This is a genomic window from Jiangella anatolica (assembly GCF_003236295.1).
GTDB lineage: Bacteria > Actinomycetota > Actinomycetes > Jiangellales > Jiangellaceae > Jiangella > Jiangella anatolica.
This window is the reverse complement of record NZ_POTW01000057.1, coordinates 23517-43844: the sequence shown is the minus strand read 5'-3', so window position 1 is coordinate 43844 and position 20328 is coordinate 23517. Positions and strand designations below refer to the sequence as shown.

Here is a 20328-nt window from a genome sequence, read left to right as displayed (position 1 = left end):
CGCCCCGCCCACCCGATCGGCCAGCCAGCCGCCGAACGGCCGCGCCACCGACCCGATCAGAGCGCCGAGGAACGCGTAGTTCGCCGCCGGAACCTCCGGGAACTGCAGCTGGATGAGCAGCGGGAACGCCGACGAGTAGCCGATGAACGAGCCGAACGTGCCGATGTAGAGCCACGACACGATCCAGGTGTGGCGGTGCCGCACGACGCTGATCTGCTCGCGGAACGTCGCGAGCGACACCGACAGGTTGTCCATGAAGAACCACGCACAGGCCGCCGCGACCACGCCGAGCGCCGCCCACACCCACCCGGCCCGCGCCAGGTCCACGCCGGCGGCGCTCGCTCCCACCAGCCCGAACAGGCCGCCGGCGCCGACGATCAGTGGCAGCCCGAGCTGGATCATCGCGACGCCGATGTTCCCGCCGGCCGCGTTCAGCCCGAGCGCCAGCCCCTTCGACCGGTCCGGGTAGAAGAAGCTGATGTTCGTCATGCTGGACGCGAAGTTCCCGCCGCCGAACCCGGCGGTGGCCGCGATGAGCAGGAACGCCCAGTACGGCGTGCCCGGGTTGCCGACGGCCACCGCCAGCAGGATCGTCGGCACGAGCAGCAGCAGGCCGCTCACCACCGTCCAGTTCCGGCCGCCGAAGCGAGGGACGGCGAACGTGTAGGGGATCCGCAGCACGGCGCCGACGAGGTTCGGCACCGCGACGAGGAAGAACATCTGCGCGGCGGAGAAGCCGAAGCCGTAGTGCGCGACCAGCAGCGCCGACGAGATGCTCCACAGCGTCCACACCGAGAACGCCACGTTCTCGGCGAAGATCGAGAAGACGAGGTTCCGGCGGGCGACGAAGCGGCCGGTGCGCTGCCAGAACGTCTCGTCCTCCGGCTCCCAGTGGTCGATCCACCGTCCACCCCGCCGTGCGGGCGGGGACGGCGCTGGCCGGACGATCGTGGGCGTGTTTGTCATGACGTCCTCCGGGTCGGGGTCCTGACTCCGACGCCGACGCTAGGAACGCGGTATTAAGTCGAGGTGCCTTAACCAGCCCGCCCGTGTCAACGTCTCCTCACCCCGCCGCCGCCACGCCGGTGAGATCCCGGGAAATGGTGTGTCGCACGACGCAGGCGAGGTACGAGACTGACGTGATGGACGAAGTCGCACCGGTGCGGGCGATCGAGAACAACGCCGCCGAGCTGTTGCTGGCCATGGGCGCGGCCGGCGGTGGTCAGCAACGAGACGATGATCGCGTGCGCTGGACCGTCGGCGGATCGCCGCTCGACTACCACAACGCGGTGGTCGCGGCCGATCTCGCGGCGGCGGATGCGGACCACGCGATCTCCGAGTTCCAGCGTCTGTTGACGGAACGGGGCGTGCCGGGCAGCTGGCATGTCGGTCCGTCGATGCGCCCGATCGATCTTGGCCGGCGTCTTCTCGACGCCGGGTTCGTGCGCGGCGGCAGCGAACCGGGGATGGCCGTCCACCTGTCCGAGCTGGTGGAGCCGCCCGGAACCGGGCTCGAGGTGAGCCGCGTTGAACGCGCGGAACACCTGGCGGTGTGGGAGGCGACGCTGGGACGGGGGTTCGGCGAGGGCGAGAAGGAGGCGCGCTGGGTTGCGGACGTCTACCGCCGTCTGGGGCTCACCGATCCGTGGCGGCACTATCTGGGCCGGCTCGACGGGGAGCCGGTCGCGACCGCGACCGTGTACCTGGCCGCAGGGGTCGCGGGCGTGTACTTCGTGATGACCGTGCCGGAGAAGCGGCGTCGGGGGATCGGAGCTTCGATGACGTACGCCGCTCTTCGGGAGGTCACGGGCATCGAGTACGCCGTCCTGGGTTCCTCGGCAGCCGGGCGGTCCGTCTACGCCCGGCTCGGGTTCCGGGAGTACTGCACGATCGATCTGTACGAGTCGGCACACGAACCTGATCAGTGATCGTTCCGAGCGGCGGCGGGGCTCTGGTGCGGGCGGGCGCCGACGGCATACGTTGGTGAGATGGAGGACGACGGGAGTCGATCCGGGGCGGCCGGCCGCGCTGCCGCCATCGTCGGGGCCGGGCCGGCCGGGTTGTACGCCCTGGCGGCGCTGGTCAAGAGCGAGCGGTTCGACCGCATCGACGTGTTCGAGGCCGCGCCCGCGCCGTACGGACTGGTCCGCTACGGTGTCGCGCCTGACCATCCGAAGACCCGCAACATCTCCCGGGTGCTGGCGCGCGGGTTCGAGCACACGCGGGTGCGGTTCCTCGGCAACGTCAGCGTCGGCCGCGACGTCACCGTCGACGAGCTGCGGGCCGGCTACGACGTCGTCGTCGTGTCCACCGGCATGCTCGGCGACCGGCGGCTGGGCATCCCCGGCGAGGAGCTGCCCGGCTCGTACGGCGCGTCAGAGCTGGTCGCCTGGTACACCGGCCACCCGCAGGCGCGCCCCGTCGAGCTGCCGGCCGGCCTCACCAGCGCGACGGTCATCGGCGCCGGCAACGTCGCCCTGGACATCGCCCGCATCCTCGCCAAGGACGCCGCCACGCTTCGCACCACATCGATGCCGCGCCACGTCGTCGACGCGCTGGCCGCGAGCACCGTCACCGACGTCCACCTGGTCGCGCGACGGGGGCCGGCGCAGGCCAAGTTCACGTCGCCGGAGCTGCACGAGCTGGGCGCGCTGGAGGGTGTCGACCTCGTCGTCGACCCCGCCGACCTCGTGCTCGGGCCGGCCGACGAGGAGGCCGTCGCGCAGGACCGGCACGCCAAGGTCACCGTCGACGTGTGCCGCGAGTGGTCCGAGCGGCCGGCCACCGGCGCGGCCCGCCGGATCCACCTGCACTACTGGCGCAAGCCGGTCCGCATCCTCGGCGAGACCGCCGTCACCGGCATCGAGCTGGCCTCGAACCGGGGCGACGCGCCGGCGCTGACGCTGCCGACGCAACTGGTCGTGCGCGCCATCGGCTACCACGGCACGCCCATCCCCGGGCTGCCGTTCGACGACCGAAGCGGCACGGTGCCGTCGCGGGACGGACGGGTGCTCACCGGCGGCGAGGTGACCGCCGGGGTCTACGTCACCGGCTGGCTGCGCCGCGGCCCGACCGGCGTCATCGCGACGAACCGGGGCGACGCCAACGAGGTCGCCGAGTCGGTGCTGGCCGACCTCGACGCGCTGCCGGGCCGGGCGGGCGAGCCGGACACCGTCGACAAGCTGCTGGCCGAGCGCGACGTGCGGGTCGTGACGTGGGCGGACTGGCTACGGCTGGAGGCGCACGAGAAGGCGGCCGGCGACGCGGCCGGCGGCGACCCGATCGTGGTGCACGACCTGGTCGCCGCCCTCGAGGTCATCGACGCCGCCGGCTGAGCCCGCCGGCGGCCAGGGCGCCGGCGCCGAGTAGCACGACCACGGCCTGGCCGGCCCGCGCGTCAGGGTTCGGCGTGCCGGTCTCGGCGCCGGTCTCCGTCCCGGTCTCCGTGCCGATCTCCGTCCCGGTCTCCGTGCCGATCTCCGTCCCGATCTCGGTGCCCGTGTCGGTGCCGGTGTCCGTCCCGCCTGTCTCCGTCTCGCCGGTCTCGACGCCGCCGGTCTCGGTCTCGCCGGTCTCCGTGCCGCCCGTCTCCGTGCCGCCGGTCTCGGTTCCGCCGGTTTCGTCGCCGCCCGTCTCGGTCCCGGCCTCGGTGCCACCGGTCTCGTCGCCGCCGGTCTCGTCGGTGGGCGGCGGCGTCTCGCCGTCCTCGTCGCTCGGCGGCCGGGTGGCCTCGTTGCCGCCCTCGTCGCCGTTGTCGTCGTCGTTCTGCTCCGGACGGTCGTTGCCGTTGCCGTTGCCGTTGCCGTTACCGCCGGTGTCGTTCTCCTCGCGGATGTTGGCGGCCTCCGGGAAGTCCTCCTCGGGCAGCCCCTCCATCGCGGCCTGCATGAACGTCGTCCAGGTGCGGCCCGGGTAGGCGCCGCCGCTGAAGTGGTCCATGCCGCCGACGCCGTCCAGCGAGTCGGTGCCGTCGCCGCGGAAGTAGACGACGGACGCGGCCAGCTGCGGGGTGTAGCCGCTGAACCAGGCGGTGAGGTCGTCGTGCGTGCCGGTCTTGGCCGCGACCGGGCGGTCGAGGTCCTGCGCGGCCTCGGCGGTGCCGTTGTCGACGGTCTCGGTGAGCGCGTAGGTGACGTCGGCCGTGACGTCCTCCTCGAACACCCGCTCCGCGGCCGGCTGGTGCTCGTAGGCGACGGCGCCGTCGCGGTCGACGATCTGCCGGACGGTGTAGGTGTCGGCGTGCAGGCCCTGGGAGGCCAGCGTCGCGTACGAGTTGGCCATGTTCAGCGCCGAGACGCCGCCGATGCCGATCGCGACGCGCGGGTTGAGGTTCGCCTGGAGCTGCTCGTCGTCGGGGAAACCGGCCCGGACCAGCGCGTTGACGACCTTGTCCGGGCCCATCTCCATGGCCAGGTCGACGAACGCGGTGTTGATGGAGCGCTCCATCGCCCGCTCGAGCGTGACGCTGCGGCCGTAGTCCTCGTTGCCCTGGTTGTTCACCGGCGGGCCGAGCTCGGGCGGGTCGAACGGCGAGTTGCCCCAGAACCTGCTGCGCAGCGAGTAGCCGTCCTCCAGCCCCGCCGCCAGCACGAACGGCTTCACGGTGGAGCCGGCCTGCGGGATCGCGTCGACGGCGTCGTTGTAGCTCTGCTCGACGGCGTCCGGCCCGCCGTAGACCGCGACGACGCCGCCGTCGCCGGGCCGCACCGCGGCGAGGCCGATGTGCACGCCGTCGGCGTCCTCGGTCGGCCGCTCCTGCTCGATCGCCTGGACCGCGGCGGCCTGTGCCTGGGCGTTGAACGACGTCGTGATGCGCAGGCCGCCGGTCTCGATCTCCTGCTCGTCGTAGCCCATCGCGATGAGCTCCTTGCGGACCATCATCAGCAGGTAGCCGTTGGGGCCGCCGTACCGGTTGACCTGCTGTTCGGGCAGGACCTCCGGCGGCACGGTCGCGTCGGCGGTGGCCTGGTCGATCGCGCCGGTGGTGACCATGCCGTCGATGACGTACTGGAAGCGCTGCGCGAACCGCTCCGCGTTCTCCGGGCCGAGCGTCGGGTCGTACAGCGTCGGCGAGCGCAGGATCGCGGCCAGCGCAGCGCTCTGTGCGAGGTCGAGGTCGGCGACGTCGACGCCGAAGTACGACCGCGACGCCGTCTGCACCCCGTACGTGGCGCGGCCGAACCAGATGGTGTTGAGGTAGTCGGCGAGGATCTGGTCCTTGTCGACGTCGGCGTCGATCTTCACCGAGATGACCAGCTCGCGCAGCTTCCGCGTGTAGGAGCGGTCCTGGGTGAGGTAGTAGTTCTTGACGTACTGCTGGGTGATGGTCGAGCCGCCGCCGGCGCTGGACGAGCCGCGCAGCGCGTCCCAGCCGGCCCGGGCCATGCCGGTGAGGGAGAAGCCGGAGTTCTCGTAGAAGCTGCGGTCCTCGGCCGCGACGACCGCCTGCTGGAGCGTCTCGGGCATCTCCTCGATGCCGACGATCTCGCGGTTCTCGGCGCTGAACCGGCCCAGCTCGGTCTGCCCGTCGTCCCAGTAGACGATGGTCGCCTCGGACGTGGAGAAGTCGTTGGGCTCCGGCACGTCGATCATCGCGAACGCGAGCCCGATGGCCCCCGCGAACAGCAGGAACATGCCGAGCACGGTGAAGCCGAACACCTTCCAGTTGAAGACGCGGCGCCAGCCGGTCCGCTTCTTGCGGCCGGCTCGGTAACGGGCGCTCTTGTCCGAGCGGTCCGTGCTGTCGGTGGTCTCTGAGTTCTCGGGTTCGGGTTCCGTGCTCATGACGTCTTCGATGGTACGTTGCGCGGTTGGGTCGCTCGTGCCATTGAGAAGACGGCCGGGGAGGGGCGCGGAGTTCCGTGCCGCCGGTCACCTGCCCGCCGCCGCTGCCCGCCCGGGGACGGGCACGGCGCAGCGACGTTCTCCGCCACCCCCGCGAGCGGAGACCACGATTCGCCGCGCCCTGCCCGCCGACCCGGTATACCCGGTTCGTACCAGGGTCGAAACCGAAGTGCGGGCTACATCACTGCGCGTGACGAGGCGCCCGCTCGCCCAGCCGGCGCAGCGCCTCGGCGACGACGTCGTCCGGCGTGCCGTCGACGAGCACCCGCACGCCGTCCTCGTCCGGTTCCAGCGGCTCCAGCGTGTCCAGCTGCGACTCCAGCAGGCTGGGCGGCATGAAGTGGCCCTTCCGGCGCCGCATGCGCTCGGCCAGCAGCTCCGGGTCGCCATCGAGGAAGACGAACGTGACGCCGCCGGCCGCCCCGCGCAGCACGTCGCGGTAGCGCCGGCGCAGCGCCGAGCAGGTCACGACGGCGCTGCGGCCGCGCTCAGCCTCAGCGGTGAGCCAGTCACGCACGGTGGCCAGCCACGGCGCGCGGTCCTCGTCGGTGAGCGGCGTGCCCGCCGCCATCTTCGCGACGTTGGCCGCCGGGTGCATGTCGTCGGCCTCGGCGAACGGCCGGCCGAGCCGGTCGGCGAGCCGGGTGGCGACGGTGGTCTTGCCCGAGCCGGACACGCCCATGACGACGAGGTGGGGCTGGAGGGTCACGCGCCCAGCATCACACGCCCTGGCCGCCGGCGCCGGGCCTGTCCAGACTGGGACCATGACCGACACCCCGCCCGTGCGCGAGCTGCGCCTCGTCGTGACCGTCCCCGACCACGACGAGGCGGTCCGCTTCTACCGCGACGTCCTGGGCCTGCCCGAACTGGCCGACTTCTCCTCGCCCGACGGCCGCGTGATCCTGCTCGGCGCCGGCCGCGCGACCATCGAGATCGTCGACCAGGACCAGGCCGAGTTCATCGACCGCGTCGAGGTCGGCCGCCGGGTGGCCGGCCAGATCCGGGTCGCCCTCGAGGTCGACGACTCCGCCGCCACCACCCGGCGACTGGCCGACGGCGGCGCGACGGTCCTGGCCGAGCCGACCCGCACTCCGTGGGACTCGCTCAACTCCCGCCTCGACGCCCCCGGCGGCCTCCAGCTCACCCTCTTCACCGAACTCGGCGACGGGAGTTGATCACGTTAAGTGGGAGTGCTCCCGCTTCACCAGGCATGCATCCCCGGGGAAGTGGGAGGCAGCCCACTTAACGTGATCAACTCCCCTCGGCGGCGGCCGTCTCCTTCGAGCGGGCGTAGTGCCGGCGGGCCTTGGCGCGGTTGCCGCAGATCTCCATCGAGTGCCACTTCCGCGCGTTGGCCCGGCTGTGGTCGACCAGGAAGTGCTGGCAGTCCGCGGCGGCGCACGGGCGGATCCGGGACCCGTCCGGCCCCTGCAGCGACGCCCACTCCTCGACCGCGCGCGCGCCCACGCGGCGCCCGGGCGGCACGTCGTCCTCCCAGCTCAGCCCGTCGCCGGTGAGCCGGGCGGACCGGCGCATCACCTGGACCCACGGCGCCAGGGCGGCCGTCGACGTCTCGCCACGGATCACCGCGGCCAGCACCGCCCGCACCTCACGCGCGTCGGCGATCTCCGTCCGGGTGCCCTCGTATCCGCGCGAGCGAAGCCAGTCGCGGGCGGCCGCGTCCGTGCCCAGCTCGTCGCGCGGACCGTCGGGGTAGACGATCCGCGAGTTCACCAGGTCGAGCAGCATCGGCTCCATGCCGACATTCTAACCTCCTCCCGGCTCTTGACGGGTTGGAATATCCGTGCTTCGATCGCTCTTATAACCGCCACGTCCGATCGAACCGGTTAGAAGGAGAGCAAGCGCCATGCCGTACATCACCGTCGGGACCGAGAACTCCACCGACATCGACCTGTACTACGAGGACCACGGCACCGGGCAGCCCGTCCTGCTGATCCACGGCTACCCGCTCGACGGCCACTCGTGGGAGAAGCAGTCGGCCGCGCTGCTGGAGGCCGGCTACCGCGTCATCACCTACGACCGCCGCGGCTTCGGCCGGTCCAGCCAGCCCACGACCGGGTACGACTACGACACGTTCGCCGCCGACCTCAAGACCGTCCTCGACACGCTCGACCTGCGCGACGTCGTGCTGGCCGGGTTCTCGATGGGCACCGGCGAGGTGGGCCGCTACCTCGGCACGTACGGCAGCGAGCGGGTCGCCAAGGCCGCCTTCCTCGCGTCGCTGGAGCCGTTCCTGCTGCAGACCGACGACAACCCGACCGGCGTGCCGGCCGACGTGTTCGCCGGCATCGAGCAGGCCGCGAAGACCGACCGCTACGCGTGGTTCGACCAGTTCTACAGCGACTTCTACAACCTCGACGAGAACCTCGGCAGCCGCATCGGCGAGGCCGCGGTGCGGGCCAGCTGGACCGTGGCCGCCGGCGCCTCCTGGTACGCCTCGTCCGCCGTCGTGCAGAGCTGGCTGACCGACTTCCGCGCCGACATCGAGAAGGTCGACGTGCCGGCGCTGATCCTCCACGGCACCGCCGACCGGATCCTCCCGATCGACGCGACCGCCCGCGAGTTCGCCAAGCGCCTCCCGGAGGCGGACTACGTCGAGATCGAGGGCGCGCCGCACGGCCTGCTCTGGACCCACGCCGACGAGGTCAACGAGGCGCTGCTCGCGTTCCTGCGCAAGTGACGTCACCAGCGAGGGGCGGCCGCGCGCAGCGTGCGGCCGCCCCTCCATAGGGTCGGGGGATGACGCTGGCACGGACGCTCGCCTGGGGAGCGGCCGCCGTGCTGCTCTGGGGCGAGTACGAGCACTGGCGGGCATCCCGCCGCCGCCTCGGCGCCGCTCCCGCCACCCGGCCGGGACGCGAGGCCGTCGTCGTCCTCGGCTACCGCGACGCGGGTCCGCGGGCCAACGTCATGAACCGGTGGCGGGTCCGCGCCGGGCTGCGCTCGCGGCGGCCCGAGCTGGGCCCGTCCGTGCTGGTCATGTGTGGTGGCAGCACCGCCGGCGCGGACAGCGAGGCCGAGCTGATGGCCCGGTACGCGCGCGAGCGCGGCTACGACGGCGAGCTACTGCTCGAGCCGGCCAGCCGCACCACCTGGGAGAACATCCGCAACGCCGTGCCGCTCATCGCCGACGCCGACCGGATCGCGATCGTCTCGCACCCCCTGCACGCCGAGAAGGGCCGCGCCTACCTGCACCGCATCGCGCCCGAGCTGGCCCGGCGGCTGGTTCGCGGCGCGGACTACCGGTTCGGGGAGTGGATCCTGCTGAAGCCGGCCCTCGCCGTGCACGGACGGCGCCGGCTGCGCCGCCTCGACCGCCGGCGATGAGTTCGGCCGCACCCGCCGGTCTGTCTGGCATGAGCGAACCGCAGGTGCTGATGGACGGGATCGTGTTCGGCGAGTCGCCGCGCTGGCATGACGGACGGGTGTGGTTCTCCGACTGGGGCGCCCAGCGGGTCGTCGCGGTGGACGACGACGGCCGGCACGAGGTGATGGCCAAGGTCGAGTCGTTCCCGATGTGCATCGACTTCCTGCCCGACGGGCGGCTGCTGGTGGTCGACTCCGCGCATCGCCGGGTGCTCCGCCGCGAGCCGGACCGATCGCTGGTCCCGCACGCCGACCTCGCCGGCTTCTCCGAGCACCCGTGGAACGACATCGTGGTGAGCGAGCGGGGCGACGCCTATGTCAACGGCATCGGCTTCGACTTCCCCGGCGGCGAGTTCGCGCCGGGCCTGGTCGTCCGCGTCACGCCGGACGGCCGGGTGGACCGGGTCGCCGGCGACCTCGCGTTCCCGAACGGGATGGCGATCACCGCCGACGGCGGCACGCTCATCGTCGCCGAGTCCTACGCCAACCGGCTCACCGCGTTCGCCATCGGCGCCGACGGCGGCCTCACCGACCGGCGGGTGTGGGCGCAGACCCCCGGCGACCACCCGGACGGCATCTGCCTCGACGCCGAGGGAGCGGTCTGGTACGCCGACGTCGGCAATCGTCGCTGCGTCCGGGTGCGCGAGGGCGGCGAGGTGCTGGCGACCGTCGAGTCCGACCGCGGCGCGTTCGCCTGCACGCTCAGTCGCGGCGACGACCCGCGGCTGTACGTGGTCGGGCAGCACGGGGACGGACCGCCGCCGCCGGAGCCGACCGGGCGCCTGGTCTCCTACCCGGCGCCCGCGCCTGGAGCCGGCCGGCCCTGACCGCGCCGCGACCGAGCACGAGTCGCCAGGCGATCGCCAGCAGCAGCACGGTGATGCCGAGCAGGATCGCGGTCTCGATCAGCTGGAACTGCCAGAACCGGTCGTCCGGCTGGTACCGCACCGACGGGAACCCGTCGCCGGGGCCTATGGTGAGGTCCTCGATGGGCCAGCCATGGGAGATGACCGCCGGGTCATCCGACGTCAGCGGCTCGCGATACCGCGGACGGAGCCCGAACTCGATCGGCAGCCGCAGCGCGAGATAGACAGGGATGGTGACGGCAGCCGCCACGAGGACACGGCGGAAGAGCACGCCGGCCAGGACGCCGATCGCCACCCCGAGCAGCACATAGGCGGGGAACACCAGCACCGCGTGGTTGAACGTCGCCGGCGAGAACCGCTGGATGTCCACCGGCTCGAACCACCAGCTCAGGCCGGCGGCGAACACCACCGAGGCGACCAGGACGACGCCGAACACCACGCCGAGCTTCGTGGCCAGCCAGCGGGTCCGGGTCACGCCCTGGGTCCAGGCCAGCTGCCAGGTGCCCTGCTCGAACTCGCGGGCCAGCAACGGCGCCCCGATGAGCATGCCGGCGACCATCGGCAGGAACGGCAGCCAGGAGGCGAACTGTTGCGGCAGGCCCGCGTAGTCGGCCTCGAAGGCCATCACCGCATCGATGCAGGCCTGATCGGTGTCGGCGAGGAAGACCAGCTGACACTCGCGCAGCCCCAGGCGATCGAACGCATCGTGCATCGCGACGCCGTGCGTGAGCAGCAGGACACCGAGACCCGCCAGCAGGATCGCCATACCGAGGAACTCGCCGCGATGCTGGCGCCAGGCCACCCAGATCATTTGCTCAGCTCCAGTTCGCTCGGGACGGGCCGGGGATCCCGGGCCTGCCGCAGATAGGCGAGGACGAGCTCTTCGAGGCCGATCGGCCGGGCCGCCCAGCCGGGCATCGGCTCGGCGTCCCCGATCCGGGCGACGATGTGGGCATGCCGGTCGGCCCGGTCCACGTGGATCATCCCCGGACCGTCGGGCAGTCCGCCGCTCGGGCCGGTGAGCACACGGTGCTCGCCGAGCAGTGCCTCGACGTCGCCGGCGAGCTGGACGCGACCGTCCGCAACGACGACCAGGTGATCGCAGACGCGCTCCAGCTCGGCCACGTTGTGCGACGAGAGCAGGACGGTGAGGCCTTCGTCGACCACCGTGGCCATCAGGACCTGCAGGAACTCGCGCCGGGCCAGCGGATCGAGACTGGCCACCGGCTCGTCGAGGATCAGCAGCTTGGGCCGCTTGGCGAGGGCGAGCGCCAGGGCGACCTGGGCCTGCTGGCCGCCGGAGAGCCGGCCCGTGCGCTGCCGCAGCGGGATGCCGAGCTCCTCGATGCGTCGCTCGGCGAGGTCCTGGTCCCAGCCCGGGTTGAGCGAACGGCCCAGGTGCAGCAGCTCCGACACCCGGAACCGCCGGTAGATCGGATGGTCCTGGGCCACGTAGCCCACCTGCGCCAAGGCCTGCGCCGACCCGCCCGGCTCCGGCCGGCCGAACAGCGAGACCGACCCGGCCGACGGCTGCTGCAATCCGACGAGCAGTTGCAGCAGCGTCGTCTTCCCCGCGCCGTTCGGCCCGACCAGGGCGATGACGGCGCCGGCCGGCAACTCGAGGTCACAGTCCCGCAGCGCCCACCGCGATCGGTATCGCTTGCCCAGTTCCCGGGTGACGATGGCCGCGCTCATGCCGCACCTTCCTCGGCCACGTCCCGCCGCACGATGGCCAGCAGCGCGCCGATGGCATGGTCGTCGAGCCCGGCGGCCTCGGCCTCGCGCAGCCATCGCTCCAGGCCGCGCCGGAGCTTCGCGTACTGCGCCGGCGACACCGTGACGTCAGGGGCGCGGGCGACGAACGTCCCGACGCCAGGCCTCGGATCGACCAGACCCTCGTGCTCGAGCTGGCGATAGGCCTTGGACACGGTGTTGGGGTTGATGGCGAGCTGCTCGACCGCCTCCCTGATCAGCGGCAGCCGGTCGCCCTCCCTGAGGTAGCCGACGGTGATCGCCTGCCGCACCTGATGGACCAGCTGCAGATACGGCGGAACCCCGGACGTGCTGTCGAGCTGGAATACGAACACGAGAGTCCTCCCCTGCTTTCCTATGAAACTAGTAAAGCAGGGGTCCCGCAGCGGCGTCAACGGTCGATTACGTCAGGCGGCGCGCTCGAAGCTGAGGTGGACGTGGTCGCGGTGCAGGTCGTCGGCGAAGTAGTCGCCGCCGGGGCCGCCGTCCGGGTCGACGGGTGCGCCGATCTCGTCGCTGCCGGTCGCCCGCACCGCCGCGAGGAAGTCGAGCAGGAACGGATCGTCCTTGGCCATCGACACGATCGGCCGGCCGTCGACCGCCCAGATGTCCACGGCCCGGCCACGGGTGTGGTTGCTCTGCCGGTCGGTGCCGAACACGTTCTCCGGATGGCCGTTGCGGAACACCGACACCGAGAGCTGGTAGGCCTGCGCGAGCTGCAGCAACGCCGCGACGACACGCGGGTCGACGATGCCGCCGGCGAGGTCGGCGACGGCGGCGTTCGGCAGCTGGACCCGGTCGCTGCCGGCCAGCTCGGCGGCCGGCCCGGTGAGGCCGGCGGCCGCGTCCGGAACCGGCGCCACGGGCCGCAGCTCGGTGACGGCCCAGCCGGAGCCGGACTTCGCCAGCCGCACGTCCACCGTCACCACCCGCTCGCCCAGATTGTCGCCGTCGGCCCAGGTCTGCTTGACGATCGCCATGACGCTGGCGGTCGTGCGCTCCAGCCCGCCGTACTGCGCGTAGACGAGCTGCGCGACGGCGGGCGCGACGGGCGGCAGCAGCGGGCCGGCGAAGCCTTCCAGGGCCGGCGCGGCGCCGGCGGCGGTCAGCCGATCGGCTGCGGGGCTGACGGGGACGCCGTCGGGCACGGTGCCCAGCGCCTCCAGCACTCGCACCGCCGCCACCTTGACCTCCGGCGAGATCTCGTTCGCCCCGGGCTGCCACGGCGCCGACGCCGGCAGGTCCGGGGTCAGTAACGGGGGATCTGACGCCGGACCCGCCGGCTGCTTGGGGGTCGGACTGGGGGACGGCGGATCGGACGGCGGTGGCTCGTCCGCACCGCACCCCGCCACGACGGCCGCCGCTGCCGCGGCCAGGAAGGCGCGGCGGCCGACCCTGCGATCGGTCATCGAGCTCGCACGAACCGGGGATCGATGCGGTAGGTGATCACTTCGTCTCCGTCGCGGTCGACGTGTGCGCCGACCCGATGCCAGCCGGCCCGCTCGTAGAAGCCGGCAGCGCCGGCGGCGCCGGCCTTGGTGACCAGTTCGACGCGGTCGACGCCGGCCGCCGCGACGTCGAACAGGAACGCCTCGGCCAGCGTAGCGCCGATCGAACGGCCCTGCCGGTCCGGTGCGACGACGATCGCCTCGAGCACCGCGATCGAGCCGAAGCCGGCCTCCGGCACGTCGCCCTTGCCGGCCACCCGGGCCGGCGCCGCACCCCGTCCGAGCAGCCGCCGGGCGTAGCGCGGCCCACGCGTGCGGACGAAGCCGGCGGCCAGCACCGGCCGGGCCAGCAGCGCGCGCAGCCCGGCCAGCAGCAGCTCGCGCCGGTGGTGGGCGAGGATCCACCCGACGTTGGCCGGCCGGTCGGTGCTGCCCAGCGCGAACCCGACGACGTCGCCGCCGGACGTCGCGACCAGCGCGACGCCGTACGGGGAGGTCAGGTGGGCCCGGTGCCAGCGGCGCACGAAGCCGTCGCCGAGCCGGGGGAACAGGCCGTGCGGCAACTCCGCCACATGCAGCGCCGCGGTGCTGCGCAGGTCGCCGACGGTGGCGGTCCGGACCTCGATCTCGCACTCGGTGCTCATCATCAGCCTCTCTGCGACCGGCCCCTTGTCGTGATAGACGCGCCACCCGGCGGCTGAGTTGTCGCCAGGTGGGGTCTTTCCGGATTCCATCGTTCGGCGCCGATCTCAGAGGAACCTCAGAGCACCCGTGCGACCATCGAGGTCATGACAGGCGACCAGGACCGGGCGCTGTTGCTGGTCGAGGACGACGCGAAGCTCGCGGCGCTGCTGGACCGGCTGTTCACCGGCGAGGGCTACGCGGTCGACGTCGCCCGCGACGGCCAGTCCGGCCTGCACCACGCGCTGACGCGCACGTACGCCGTCATGGTCATCGACCGCGGGCTGCCCGCCATCGAGGGCGTCGACCTGGTCCGCCGGTTGCGCGCCCGCGGCGTCGCGACGCCGATCCTGGTGCTGACCGCGCGCGGCACCACCGAGGACCGCGTCGAGGGCCTGGACGCCGGCGCCGAGGACTACGTCGTCAAGCCGTTCGAGATCGACGAGCTGCTGGCCCGGCTGCGGGCGCTGCTGCGCCGGCACACCGACACGTCGGCCCGGCTCGACCTGGGCGAGCGGTATCTCGACGTCGCCGCGCGGCGGGTGCTCGGCGGCGGCGCCGCGCCGATCGAGCTGTCCGGGCGCGAGAACGAGCTGCTGCAGCTGTTCGCCGCGCACCCGTCGCAGGTCTTCACCCGCGACGAGCTGCGCCGGCAGGTCTTCCAGGACGCGGACAGCCCCGGCGCCGTCGACACCTACGTCTACTATCTGCGGCGGAAACTCGGCCGGGACGTGATCCGCACCATCCACGGCCTCGGCTATCGGATGGGGTCCGCGTGAGCCGCCGCCGAACGGAACCGTCCGCGCCCGCCGACCGCCGGCTGCTGCGCCGGGCGTCGATCGTCGTCGCCGCGCAGACCGCCGTCGCCGTCGCGATCGTCATCGGTGTCGTCATCGCGCTGGTCTACTCGCTCAGCCGGCAGGAACGGCTGGAGGCGACCGAGCACAAGCTGGAGGGCAAGGTCGCCGACGCCGCCACCTACGGCGAGCGGGCGCCCGGCGGCACACTGATGGCCGTCGACGGACGGCCGCCCGGCTGCTCGCTGGCCGACGCCGAGGCCGTCGCCGACGGCCTGCCCAGCGGCGCCAGCCGGGTCGAACTGTGCGACGCCCCATTCCTCATGTACGTCGCCCAGGTCGACGGCAGACGCGTCGTGGCCGGCACCAACTTCACCGAGCAGGAGGAGGAGACCGAGCGGCTGGCCCGGCTGTCGATCCTCACCGGCGTGGCCGGCGTGCTGGCGGCGGCCGGGCTGGGCTGGCTGGTGGCGCGGCGCGCCGTCCGCCCGCTCGGCGACGCGCTCACCTCGCAGCGCCGGTTCGTCGCCGACGCCAGTCACGAGCTGCGCACCCCGCTGGCGATCCTCCACACCCGCGCCCAGCTGCTGCAACGTCGCCCCACCGCCGACGACGACCAGCGGCAGGAGATCGACCAGCTGGTCGACGACGCCCGCGTGCTCAACGACATCGTCAACGACATGCTGCTGTCGGCGGAGCTGCAGTTCCGGCCCGAGGCGCGGCAGCGGGTCGACCTCGCCCGGGTCGCCACCCAGGTCAAGGACTCGTTCTCGGCGACGGCCGGTCACGCCGGCGTCGACCTCGTCGTCGACAGCGACCCCACCGAGTCGCACGTCGTCGCCGGCGTCCCCAGTGCTCTCCGCCGCGCCGTCGCCGCCCTCGTCGACAACGCGATGGACCACGTCGCCCGCGGCGGCACCATCACCCTCGGGTTGTCCGGGTCCGACGGCACCGTCCGCATCAGCGTCATCGACAACGGTGACGGCCTCGATCCCGAGCTGGCGGCCGAGCTGACCCAGCGGTTCCGCCGCGGTCCCGGCGGCAACGGCAACGGCCATCCCCGGCTGGGCCTGGGTCTGGCCCTCGTCGACGAGATCGTGCATGCCCACGACGGCACGCTGACGATCGACGGCCGTCCAGGTGAGGGCGCCACCGTCACCCTGTCGTTCCCCGCGGCGCCCTGAGCCGGTCGTGCCCGATGGGCACACCTTGAGTCGTTTCCGGCTGATGGCAGCGGGTACATTTCGGAGCAGCGGCCGGAACCTCCATCCCGACGGAGCCGTTCTCGCAGCAACGACGTCACAGTTGTGACGCCTCGGCCGAGAGCGGCCGCGATCACCAGAAGGGTGCCCCTTTGATGACCACGGCCATGGAGAGTTCGCCTGCGCTCGCGTCGCCCCGAGAACGGCACGTCAGCGCGTATGCCGAGCTCTCGAAGATCATTCAGGCGGCTGGCCTGCTCAAGCGCCGGTACGCGTACTACTGGACGCTCATGCTCGGCACAGTCGCCGCGTTCGCCGCCATCTGGATCGGCTTCGCCATGCTCGGCGACTCCTGGTACCAGCTGCTGCTGGCCGCCGCGCTCGCCGTCGTCCTGGCCCAGTTCGGCTTCATCGGCCACGAGGGCTCGCACCGCCAGATCTTCGCGTCGCACCGCTGGAACGAGTGGACCGGACGCGTCATCTCGGGCTTGTTCACCGGGCTGAGCTACAGCTGGTGGATGCGCAAGCACACCCGCCACCACCTCAACCCGAACAAGGAGGGCTCCGACCCCGACATCGCGCCGGGCGTCCTCGCGTTCTCGCCGGCGGCGCTGCACCAGCGCGGCCCGGTCGGGCGCTGGTTCGCGGCCCGGCAGGGCTGGTTCTTCTTCCCGCTGCTCCTGCTGGAAGGCATCGCGCTGCACGCGCACAGCATCCAGAACATCGCCCGGCGGGAGCGCCTGGAGCACCGCTGGGTCGAGATCCTCTTCGTCACCGTCCGCCTCGGCGGCTACCTGGCCGCGCTGTTCATCGTCCTGCCGCCGGGGAAGGCCATCGCGTTCTTCTGCGTCCAGATGGGCCTGTTCGGCGTGCTCCTCGGCGGCGCGTTCGCCCCCAACCACAAGGGCATGCCGATCGTCCCGGCGTCGATGAAGATCGACTTCCTGCGTCGCCAGGTGCTCATGTCCCGCAACATCAAGGGCGGCCCGGTCACCGACCTCGCCATGGGCGGCCTCAACTACCAGGTCGAGCACCACCTGTTCCCGAGCATGCCGCGCCCCAGCCTGCGCCGCGCCCAGCCGATCGTGCGCGAGTTCTGCGAACGCCATGGGGTGGCCTACACCGAGACGTCACTGCTGGGGTCCTACCGGATCGTCGTGCAGTACCTGAACGACGTGGGGCTGCGGGCGCGGGATCCGTTCCAGTGTCCGCTCACCGCCCAGTACCGGACCTAGCAGCACCAGAGGAGGCCGGCGGGCCAGAAACACGGCGGAGCCCGTGGCCCACCACAGCGAGCGGCGAGAGGCCAGCGGGCCGCAAACAGCCAGCGGGCCTTTGAGCCGGGGCCATTTTCCGGGCGGCCCCCTGATGCTGTTGAAGCGGGGACGCGGTGACGCGGGTCAAGTCCAAGCGCCCCAACCACCCACCCACAGCACCCCACCGCGCTTGGACTTGAGGCGCGTCACCGCGCCCCCGACAATCGAAACAGCAGGGGGCCCAGCCACTGTCGCCAAGCGGCGAACTCAGACCCAATGGTTGTCGTGCCGGAGATAGAACTCCGCGCGCTCCTCGTCGCTCAGTTCCAGCCCCTTCGACACCGCCGCCAGCGTCTCGAAGTAGTCCTCCCGCGGCGCCCCCGGCGTGAACATCAGCAGCATCGACGCGGGCTCGCCCAGGATGTTTTTGAACCCGTGCACGCCGCCCGGTGGGACGTGCAGGAAGTCGCCGACTCCGGCTTCGATCCAGGTCGTCCCGTTGTAGAGGCTGACCGCACCGGTGAGCACGTAGAACGACTCGGTGATGGTGCGATGGAAGTGCGGGCCGGGGCCGGACTCGCCCGGGCCGAAGGTCCAGCGGTAGAGCCCGAAGTCGCCGCCGGTGGAGGCGCCCGTCGCCAGGTAGTCGACGGTCACGCCGGAGGAGTAGGTCACCTCCGGCGGCGTGTCGGCCCGCCGCAGTTGGACGTCGACCTCGCCGGTCTCGCCGTCGTAGCGGGTGGGCGGATAGGGCGGGAAGCTCATGTCGTTCCTCCGGTCTCGGTGAGTATCCAGTTGGTACCGCGCGCCCGATAAGGCAGACTAGGCACCGCTGGGGCGTGCGCACACGCCCCGAGGTCGAGTGCGAGGCGCCGCTACGGGCGCAGGTTCCCCTTCCAGATGAGCGGGCGTCCAATCGTGACCGGCCACTCCCTCCACGTCCTCGGAAGGACGTTCGTGCCCACAGACACCCGCAGGTCGCCCGCCGACAGCGCGCGCCGTCGCTCGCGCAACCGCCGCCGGCCGGTTCCGGCAACGGCGACCCATCCGGCCGTCGCGCCGGACACCATGCTCGCGACGGTGCACACCACCGCCGCCCCCGACGACCGCTCGCTCGCCGAGCTCGGCGTCCCCGCCCCGATCGTCGCCGCTCTGGCCGCCGAGGGCATCGTGACGCCGTTCCCGATCCAGGCCGCAACCCTCCCCGACACCCTTGCCGGGCGCGACGTGCTCGGCCGCGGGCAGACCGGCTCCGGCAAGACCATCGCGTTCGCCATCCCGACGGTCGCCCGCCTGCTCGCCTCGCGGACGCCGCGGCGGTCCGGTCGCCCGCGCGCACTCATCCTCGTACCGACCCGCGAGCTGGCCAACCAGGTCGCCGCCACCGTGCGGCCGCTCGCCGACGCCGTCGGGCTCACCGTCACGACCGTGTTCGGCGGCGTGGGGCAGCGGCCGCAGGTGCGGGCGCTGTCCGCCGGCGTCGACGTCCTCATCGCCTGCCCCGGCCGGCTCGAGGACCTGATCGCGCAGGGCCAGTGCGACCTCGGCTCCGTCGAGGTCACCGTGCTCGACGAGGCCGACCACATGGCCGACCTCGGGTTCCTGCCCGCGGTACGTCGCCTGCTCGACGCGACGCCGCGCGGCGGCCAGCGGCTGCTGTTCTCGGCCACGCTCGACAACGGCATCGACCTGCTGGTCCGCCGGTACCTGACCAACCCGGTCATGCACTCGACCGCGCCCGCCGTGGCGCCGGTCTCGGCCATGACGCACCACGTCATGGCGGTCGAGGCGGCCGGCAAGGGCCAGGTCGTGCACGAGCTGGCGGCCGGTCTCGGCCGCACACTGTTGTTCGCCCGGACCAAGCACGGCGCGAAGAAGCTGGCGAAGACGCTCACGGCCGCCGGTATCCCGGCCGTCGACCTGCACGGCAACCTCAGCCAGCGGGCCCGCGAGCGCAACCTCACCGCCTTCTCGGCCGGCACGGCTCGCGTCCTCGTGGCCACCGACATCGCCGCGCGCGGCATCCACGTCGACGACATCAACCTGGTCGTCCACGTGGACCCGCCCGCCGAGCACAAGGCGTACCTGCACCGCTCCGGCCGTACGGCCCGGGCCGGCGCCGAGGGCGTCGTCGTCACCGTCATGACCCCGGACCAGACCGCCGACGTGCGGACCCTGGCCCGGCAGGCCGGCATCACGCCGACCATCACGCGGGTGACGGCCGGTCATCCCGCCATCGAGGCGCTCACCGGCCCGAAGGCGCCCTTCGTCACCCCGCCGCCGCCCACGTCGGCGACGACGCCGTCGCGTCGGAGCGGCGCCGATGACGGCGACCGTCCGGCCGGCGGGCGCCGCCGCGGGCGCGGGCGCGGCGGTTCGGCCGGCCGTTCCGGCGAGACGACCGGCACGAAGACCGCCGGCTCGGGCCGCGGCGGCCGGGCGAACGGCGGCTCGACCGACCGGGCGACCGACCGGGCGAACGGCCGCACGGCCGGCGGGTCCGGGCGCTCGGGCGGCTCCGGGCGTTCGGGCGGCTCCGGCCGGAACGGCGGAACGGGGCGGGCCGGTGGGTCCGGCGGCCAGCGGTCGAGCTCCACGACCGCCGGCTCCTTCTCCGCGTCGCTGCGGCGGCGCTGACCGGTCCGACCGGCTAGGTGGCGCCGCCGGTGAACGGCGGCTCGCCAGGCTTCGACGCGCGGAAGCGCAGCGCCGACCACACCTCGTCGACGGCGACCTGACCGTTGGGACGCAGGCCGAACTCGGCGACGATCGGCCAGAGCGTGTCGCGGTTGATGTCCGTACGCCCGCCCTTCGGGTAGGCGATCCACACGACGGGCGACGCCGTCACCTCATCGCGATGCCGCGACAGCAGCTCCCGAACCGAGGCGGCATGGTCGGCGAAGACGACCGCCACTCCGGCGCCCGCCGGAGTGGCGACCATCCGGACGTCGGCGGGCAGCGGGTCCAGCAGCCCGCGCCGGTCCGGGTGCGACAGCCAAACGGACGCGCCGGGCTTGATCAGCAGCTTTTCGGCCACAGTCTTCGTGCTCATCGGATACTCCGCTTCTGCCGCCGAGCGGCGCTCGGTGCTCCTC

Annotated in this window: 20 protein-coding genes and 1 pseudogene; 10 read left to right on the top strand and 11 right to left on the bottom strand. The window is 72.6% G+C overall.

The genetic code is table 11. From position 1 onward, the window contains the following. Window positions 1-966, bottom strand: a 966-nt coding sequence (locus C1I92_RS21040; protein ID WP_146605221.1) for an MFS transporter, incomplete at its 3' end; no start/stop codon positions are given. Between the two features lie 176 nt (window positions 967-1142). Here C1I92_RS21040 and C1I92_RS21035 point away from each other — a divergent pair. Then, a complete protein-coding gene (locus C1I92_RS21035; protein WP_111256613.1) occupies window positions 1143-1928 on the top strand; it encodes a GNAT family N-acetyltransferase in 786 nt (261 codons plus the stop codon). Between the two features lie 60 nt (window positions 1929-1988). Continuing rightward, window positions 1989-3335: an FAD-dependent oxidoreductase gene (locus C1I92_RS21030; protein ID WP_111256612.1), complete on the top strand. Its 1347-nt coding sequence runs from the start codon at window positions 1989-1991 to the stop codon at window positions 3333-3335. Here the strand turns inward: C1I92_RS21030 and C1I92_RS21025 are convergent. Next, window positions 3316-5784, bottom strand: coding sequence for a transglycosylase domain-containing protein (locus tag C1I92_RS21025; protein ID WP_111256611.1), 2469 nt, complete (start codon window positions 5782-5784; stop codon window positions 3316-3318). The two genes, C1I92_RS21030 and C1I92_RS21025, sit on opposite strands and share 20 nt — an antisense overlap. Before the next feature lie 241 nt (window positions 5785-6025). Continuing rightward, window positions 6026-6526, bottom strand: a complete 501-nt coding sequence (locus C1I92_RS21020) for a gluconokinase (RefSeq protein WP_369124124.1) — start codon at window positions 6524-6526, stop codon at window positions 6026-6028. Between the two features lie 82 nt (window positions 6527-6608). Between C1I92_RS21020 and C1I92_RS21015 the strand changes: the two genes are divergently transcribed. Beyond that, window positions 6609-7019 carry a VOC family protein gene (locus C1I92_RS21015; RefSeq protein WP_111256609.1) on the top strand — a complete coding sequence of 137 codons (411 nt, stop codon included), beginning with the start codon at window positions 6609-6611 and terminating at the stop codon, window positions 7017-7019. 76 nt (window positions 7020-7095) lie between these two features. Here C1I92_RS21015 and C1I92_RS21010 read toward each other — a convergent pair whose 3' ends face one another. Further along, the gene (locus C1I92_RS21010; RefSeq protein WP_111256608.1) at window positions 7096-7602 is read right to left on the bottom strand and encodes a CGNR zinc finger domain-containing protein; all 507 of its coding nucleotides are present in this window, start codon (window positions 7600-7602) and stop codon (window positions 7096-7098) included. Between the two features lie 109 nt (window positions 7603-7711). Between C1I92_RS21010 and C1I92_RS21005 the strand changes: the two genes are divergently transcribed. Genes C1I92_RS21005 through C1I92_RS20995 form a run of 3 tightly spaced genes read left to right on the top strand, consistent with a single transcriptional unit; the run spans window position 7712 to window position 10058 of the window. Next, on the top strand, window positions 7712-8545 hold the full coding sequence (locus C1I92_RS21005) for an alpha/beta fold hydrolase (protein ID WP_111256607.1): 834 nt from the start codon (window positions 7712-7714) through the stop codon (window positions 8543-8545). Window positions 8546-8604: 59 nt separating this feature from the next. Next, a complete protein-coding gene (locus C1I92_RS21000; RefSeq protein ID WP_111256606.1) occupies window positions 8605-9192 on the top strand; it encodes a YdcF family protein in 588 nt (195 codons plus the stop codon). Between the two features lie 29 nt (window positions 9193-9221). Further along, the gene (locus tag C1I92_RS20995; protein ID WP_199521438.1) at window positions 9222-10058 is read left to right on the top strand and encodes an SMP-30/gluconolactonase/LRE family protein; all 837 of its coding nucleotides are present in this window, start codon (window positions 9222-9224) and stop codon (window positions 10056-10058) included. A 244-nt stretch (window positions 10059-10302) separates the two neighbouring features. Here the strand turns inward: C1I92_RS20995 and C1I92_RS35895 are convergent. From C1I92_RS35895 to C1I92_RS20975, 5 genes and pseudogenes are all read right to left on the bottom strand, one after another. After that, window positions 10303-10863 (bottom strand): annotated as a pseudogene (locus C1I92_RS35895) (ABC-2 membrane transporter-related protein); the annotation flags it as partial. A 41-nt stretch (window positions 10864-10904) separates the two neighbouring features. Next, entirely contained in the window at window positions 10905-11792 is an 888-nt protein-coding gene (locus C1I92_RS20990) for an ABC transporter ATP-binding protein (protein ID WP_111256604.1), read from the bottom strand. Continuing rightward, window positions 11789-12184 (bottom strand): GntR family transcriptional regulator, encoded by a 396-nt coding sequence (locus C1I92_RS20985; RefSeq protein ID WP_111256603.1) that lies wholly within the window; start codon window positions 12182-12184, stop codon window positions 11789-11791. The genes C1I92_RS20990 and C1I92_RS20985 overlap by 4 nt, the downstream gene beginning before the upstream one ends. Before the next feature lie 72 nt (window positions 12185-12256). Further along, window positions 12257-13258 carry a hypothetical protein gene (locus tag C1I92_RS20980; protein ID WP_111256602.1) on the bottom strand — a complete coding sequence of 334 codons (1002 nt, stop codon included), beginning with the start codon at window positions 13256-13258 and terminating at the stop codon, window positions 12257-12259. After that, window positions 13255-13944 (bottom strand): GNAT family N-acetyltransferase, encoded by a 690-nt coding sequence (locus tag C1I92_RS20975; protein WP_158564220.1) that lies wholly within the window; start codon window positions 13942-13944, stop codon window positions 13255-13257. The genes C1I92_RS20980 and C1I92_RS20975 overlap by 4 nt, the downstream gene beginning before the upstream one ends. A 141-nt stretch (window positions 13945-14085) precedes the next feature. On the opposite strand from C1I92_RS20975, the gene C1I92_RS20970 reads away from it, so the two are divergent. From C1I92_RS20970 to C1I92_RS20960, 3 genes are all read left to right on the top strand, one after another. After that, window positions 14086-14757, top strand: coding sequence for a response regulator transcription factor (locus C1I92_RS20970; RefSeq protein WP_111256600.1), 672 nt, complete (start codon window positions 14086-14088; stop codon window positions 14755-14757). Further along, the gene (locus C1I92_RS20965; RefSeq protein WP_111256599.1) at window positions 14754-15959 is read left to right on the top strand and encodes a sensor histidine kinase; all 1206 of its coding nucleotides are present in this window, start codon (window positions 14754-14756) and stop codon (window positions 15957-15959) included. Before C1I92_RS20970 ends, C1I92_RS20965 begins: the two co-directional genes overlap by 4 nt. Window positions 15960-16144: 185 nt before the next feature. Beyond that, window positions 16145-17212, top strand: a complete 1068-nt coding sequence (locus tag C1I92_RS20960; protein WP_111256598.1) for a fatty acid desaturase family protein — start codon at window positions 16145-16147, stop codon at window positions 17210-17212. 288 nt (window positions 17213-17500) lie between these two features. On the opposite strand, the gene C1I92_RS20955 is transcribed toward C1I92_RS20960, so the two are convergent. Continuing rightward, entirely contained in the window at window positions 17501-17998 is a 498-nt protein-coding gene (locus tag C1I92_RS20955) for a cupin domain-containing protein (RefSeq protein WP_111256597.1), read from the bottom strand. Between the two features lie 303 nt (window positions 17999-18301). Here C1I92_RS20955 and C1I92_RS20950 point away from each other — a divergent pair, with 303 nt between their 5' ends. Then, window positions 18302-19870 (top strand): DEAD/DEAH box helicase, encoded by a 1569-nt coding sequence (locus C1I92_RS20950; protein ID WP_199521440.1) that lies wholly within the window; start codon window positions 18302-18304, stop codon window positions 19868-19870. Between the two features lie 13 nt (window positions 19871-19883). Here C1I92_RS20950 and C1I92_RS20945 read toward each other — a convergent pair whose 3' ends face one another. Then, on the bottom strand, window positions 19884-20285 hold the full coding sequence (locus C1I92_RS20945; protein WP_111256595.1) for a hypothetical protein: 402 nt from the start codon (window positions 20283-20285) through the stop codon (window positions 19884-19886). Window positions 20286-20328: the final 43 nt, after the last annotated feature.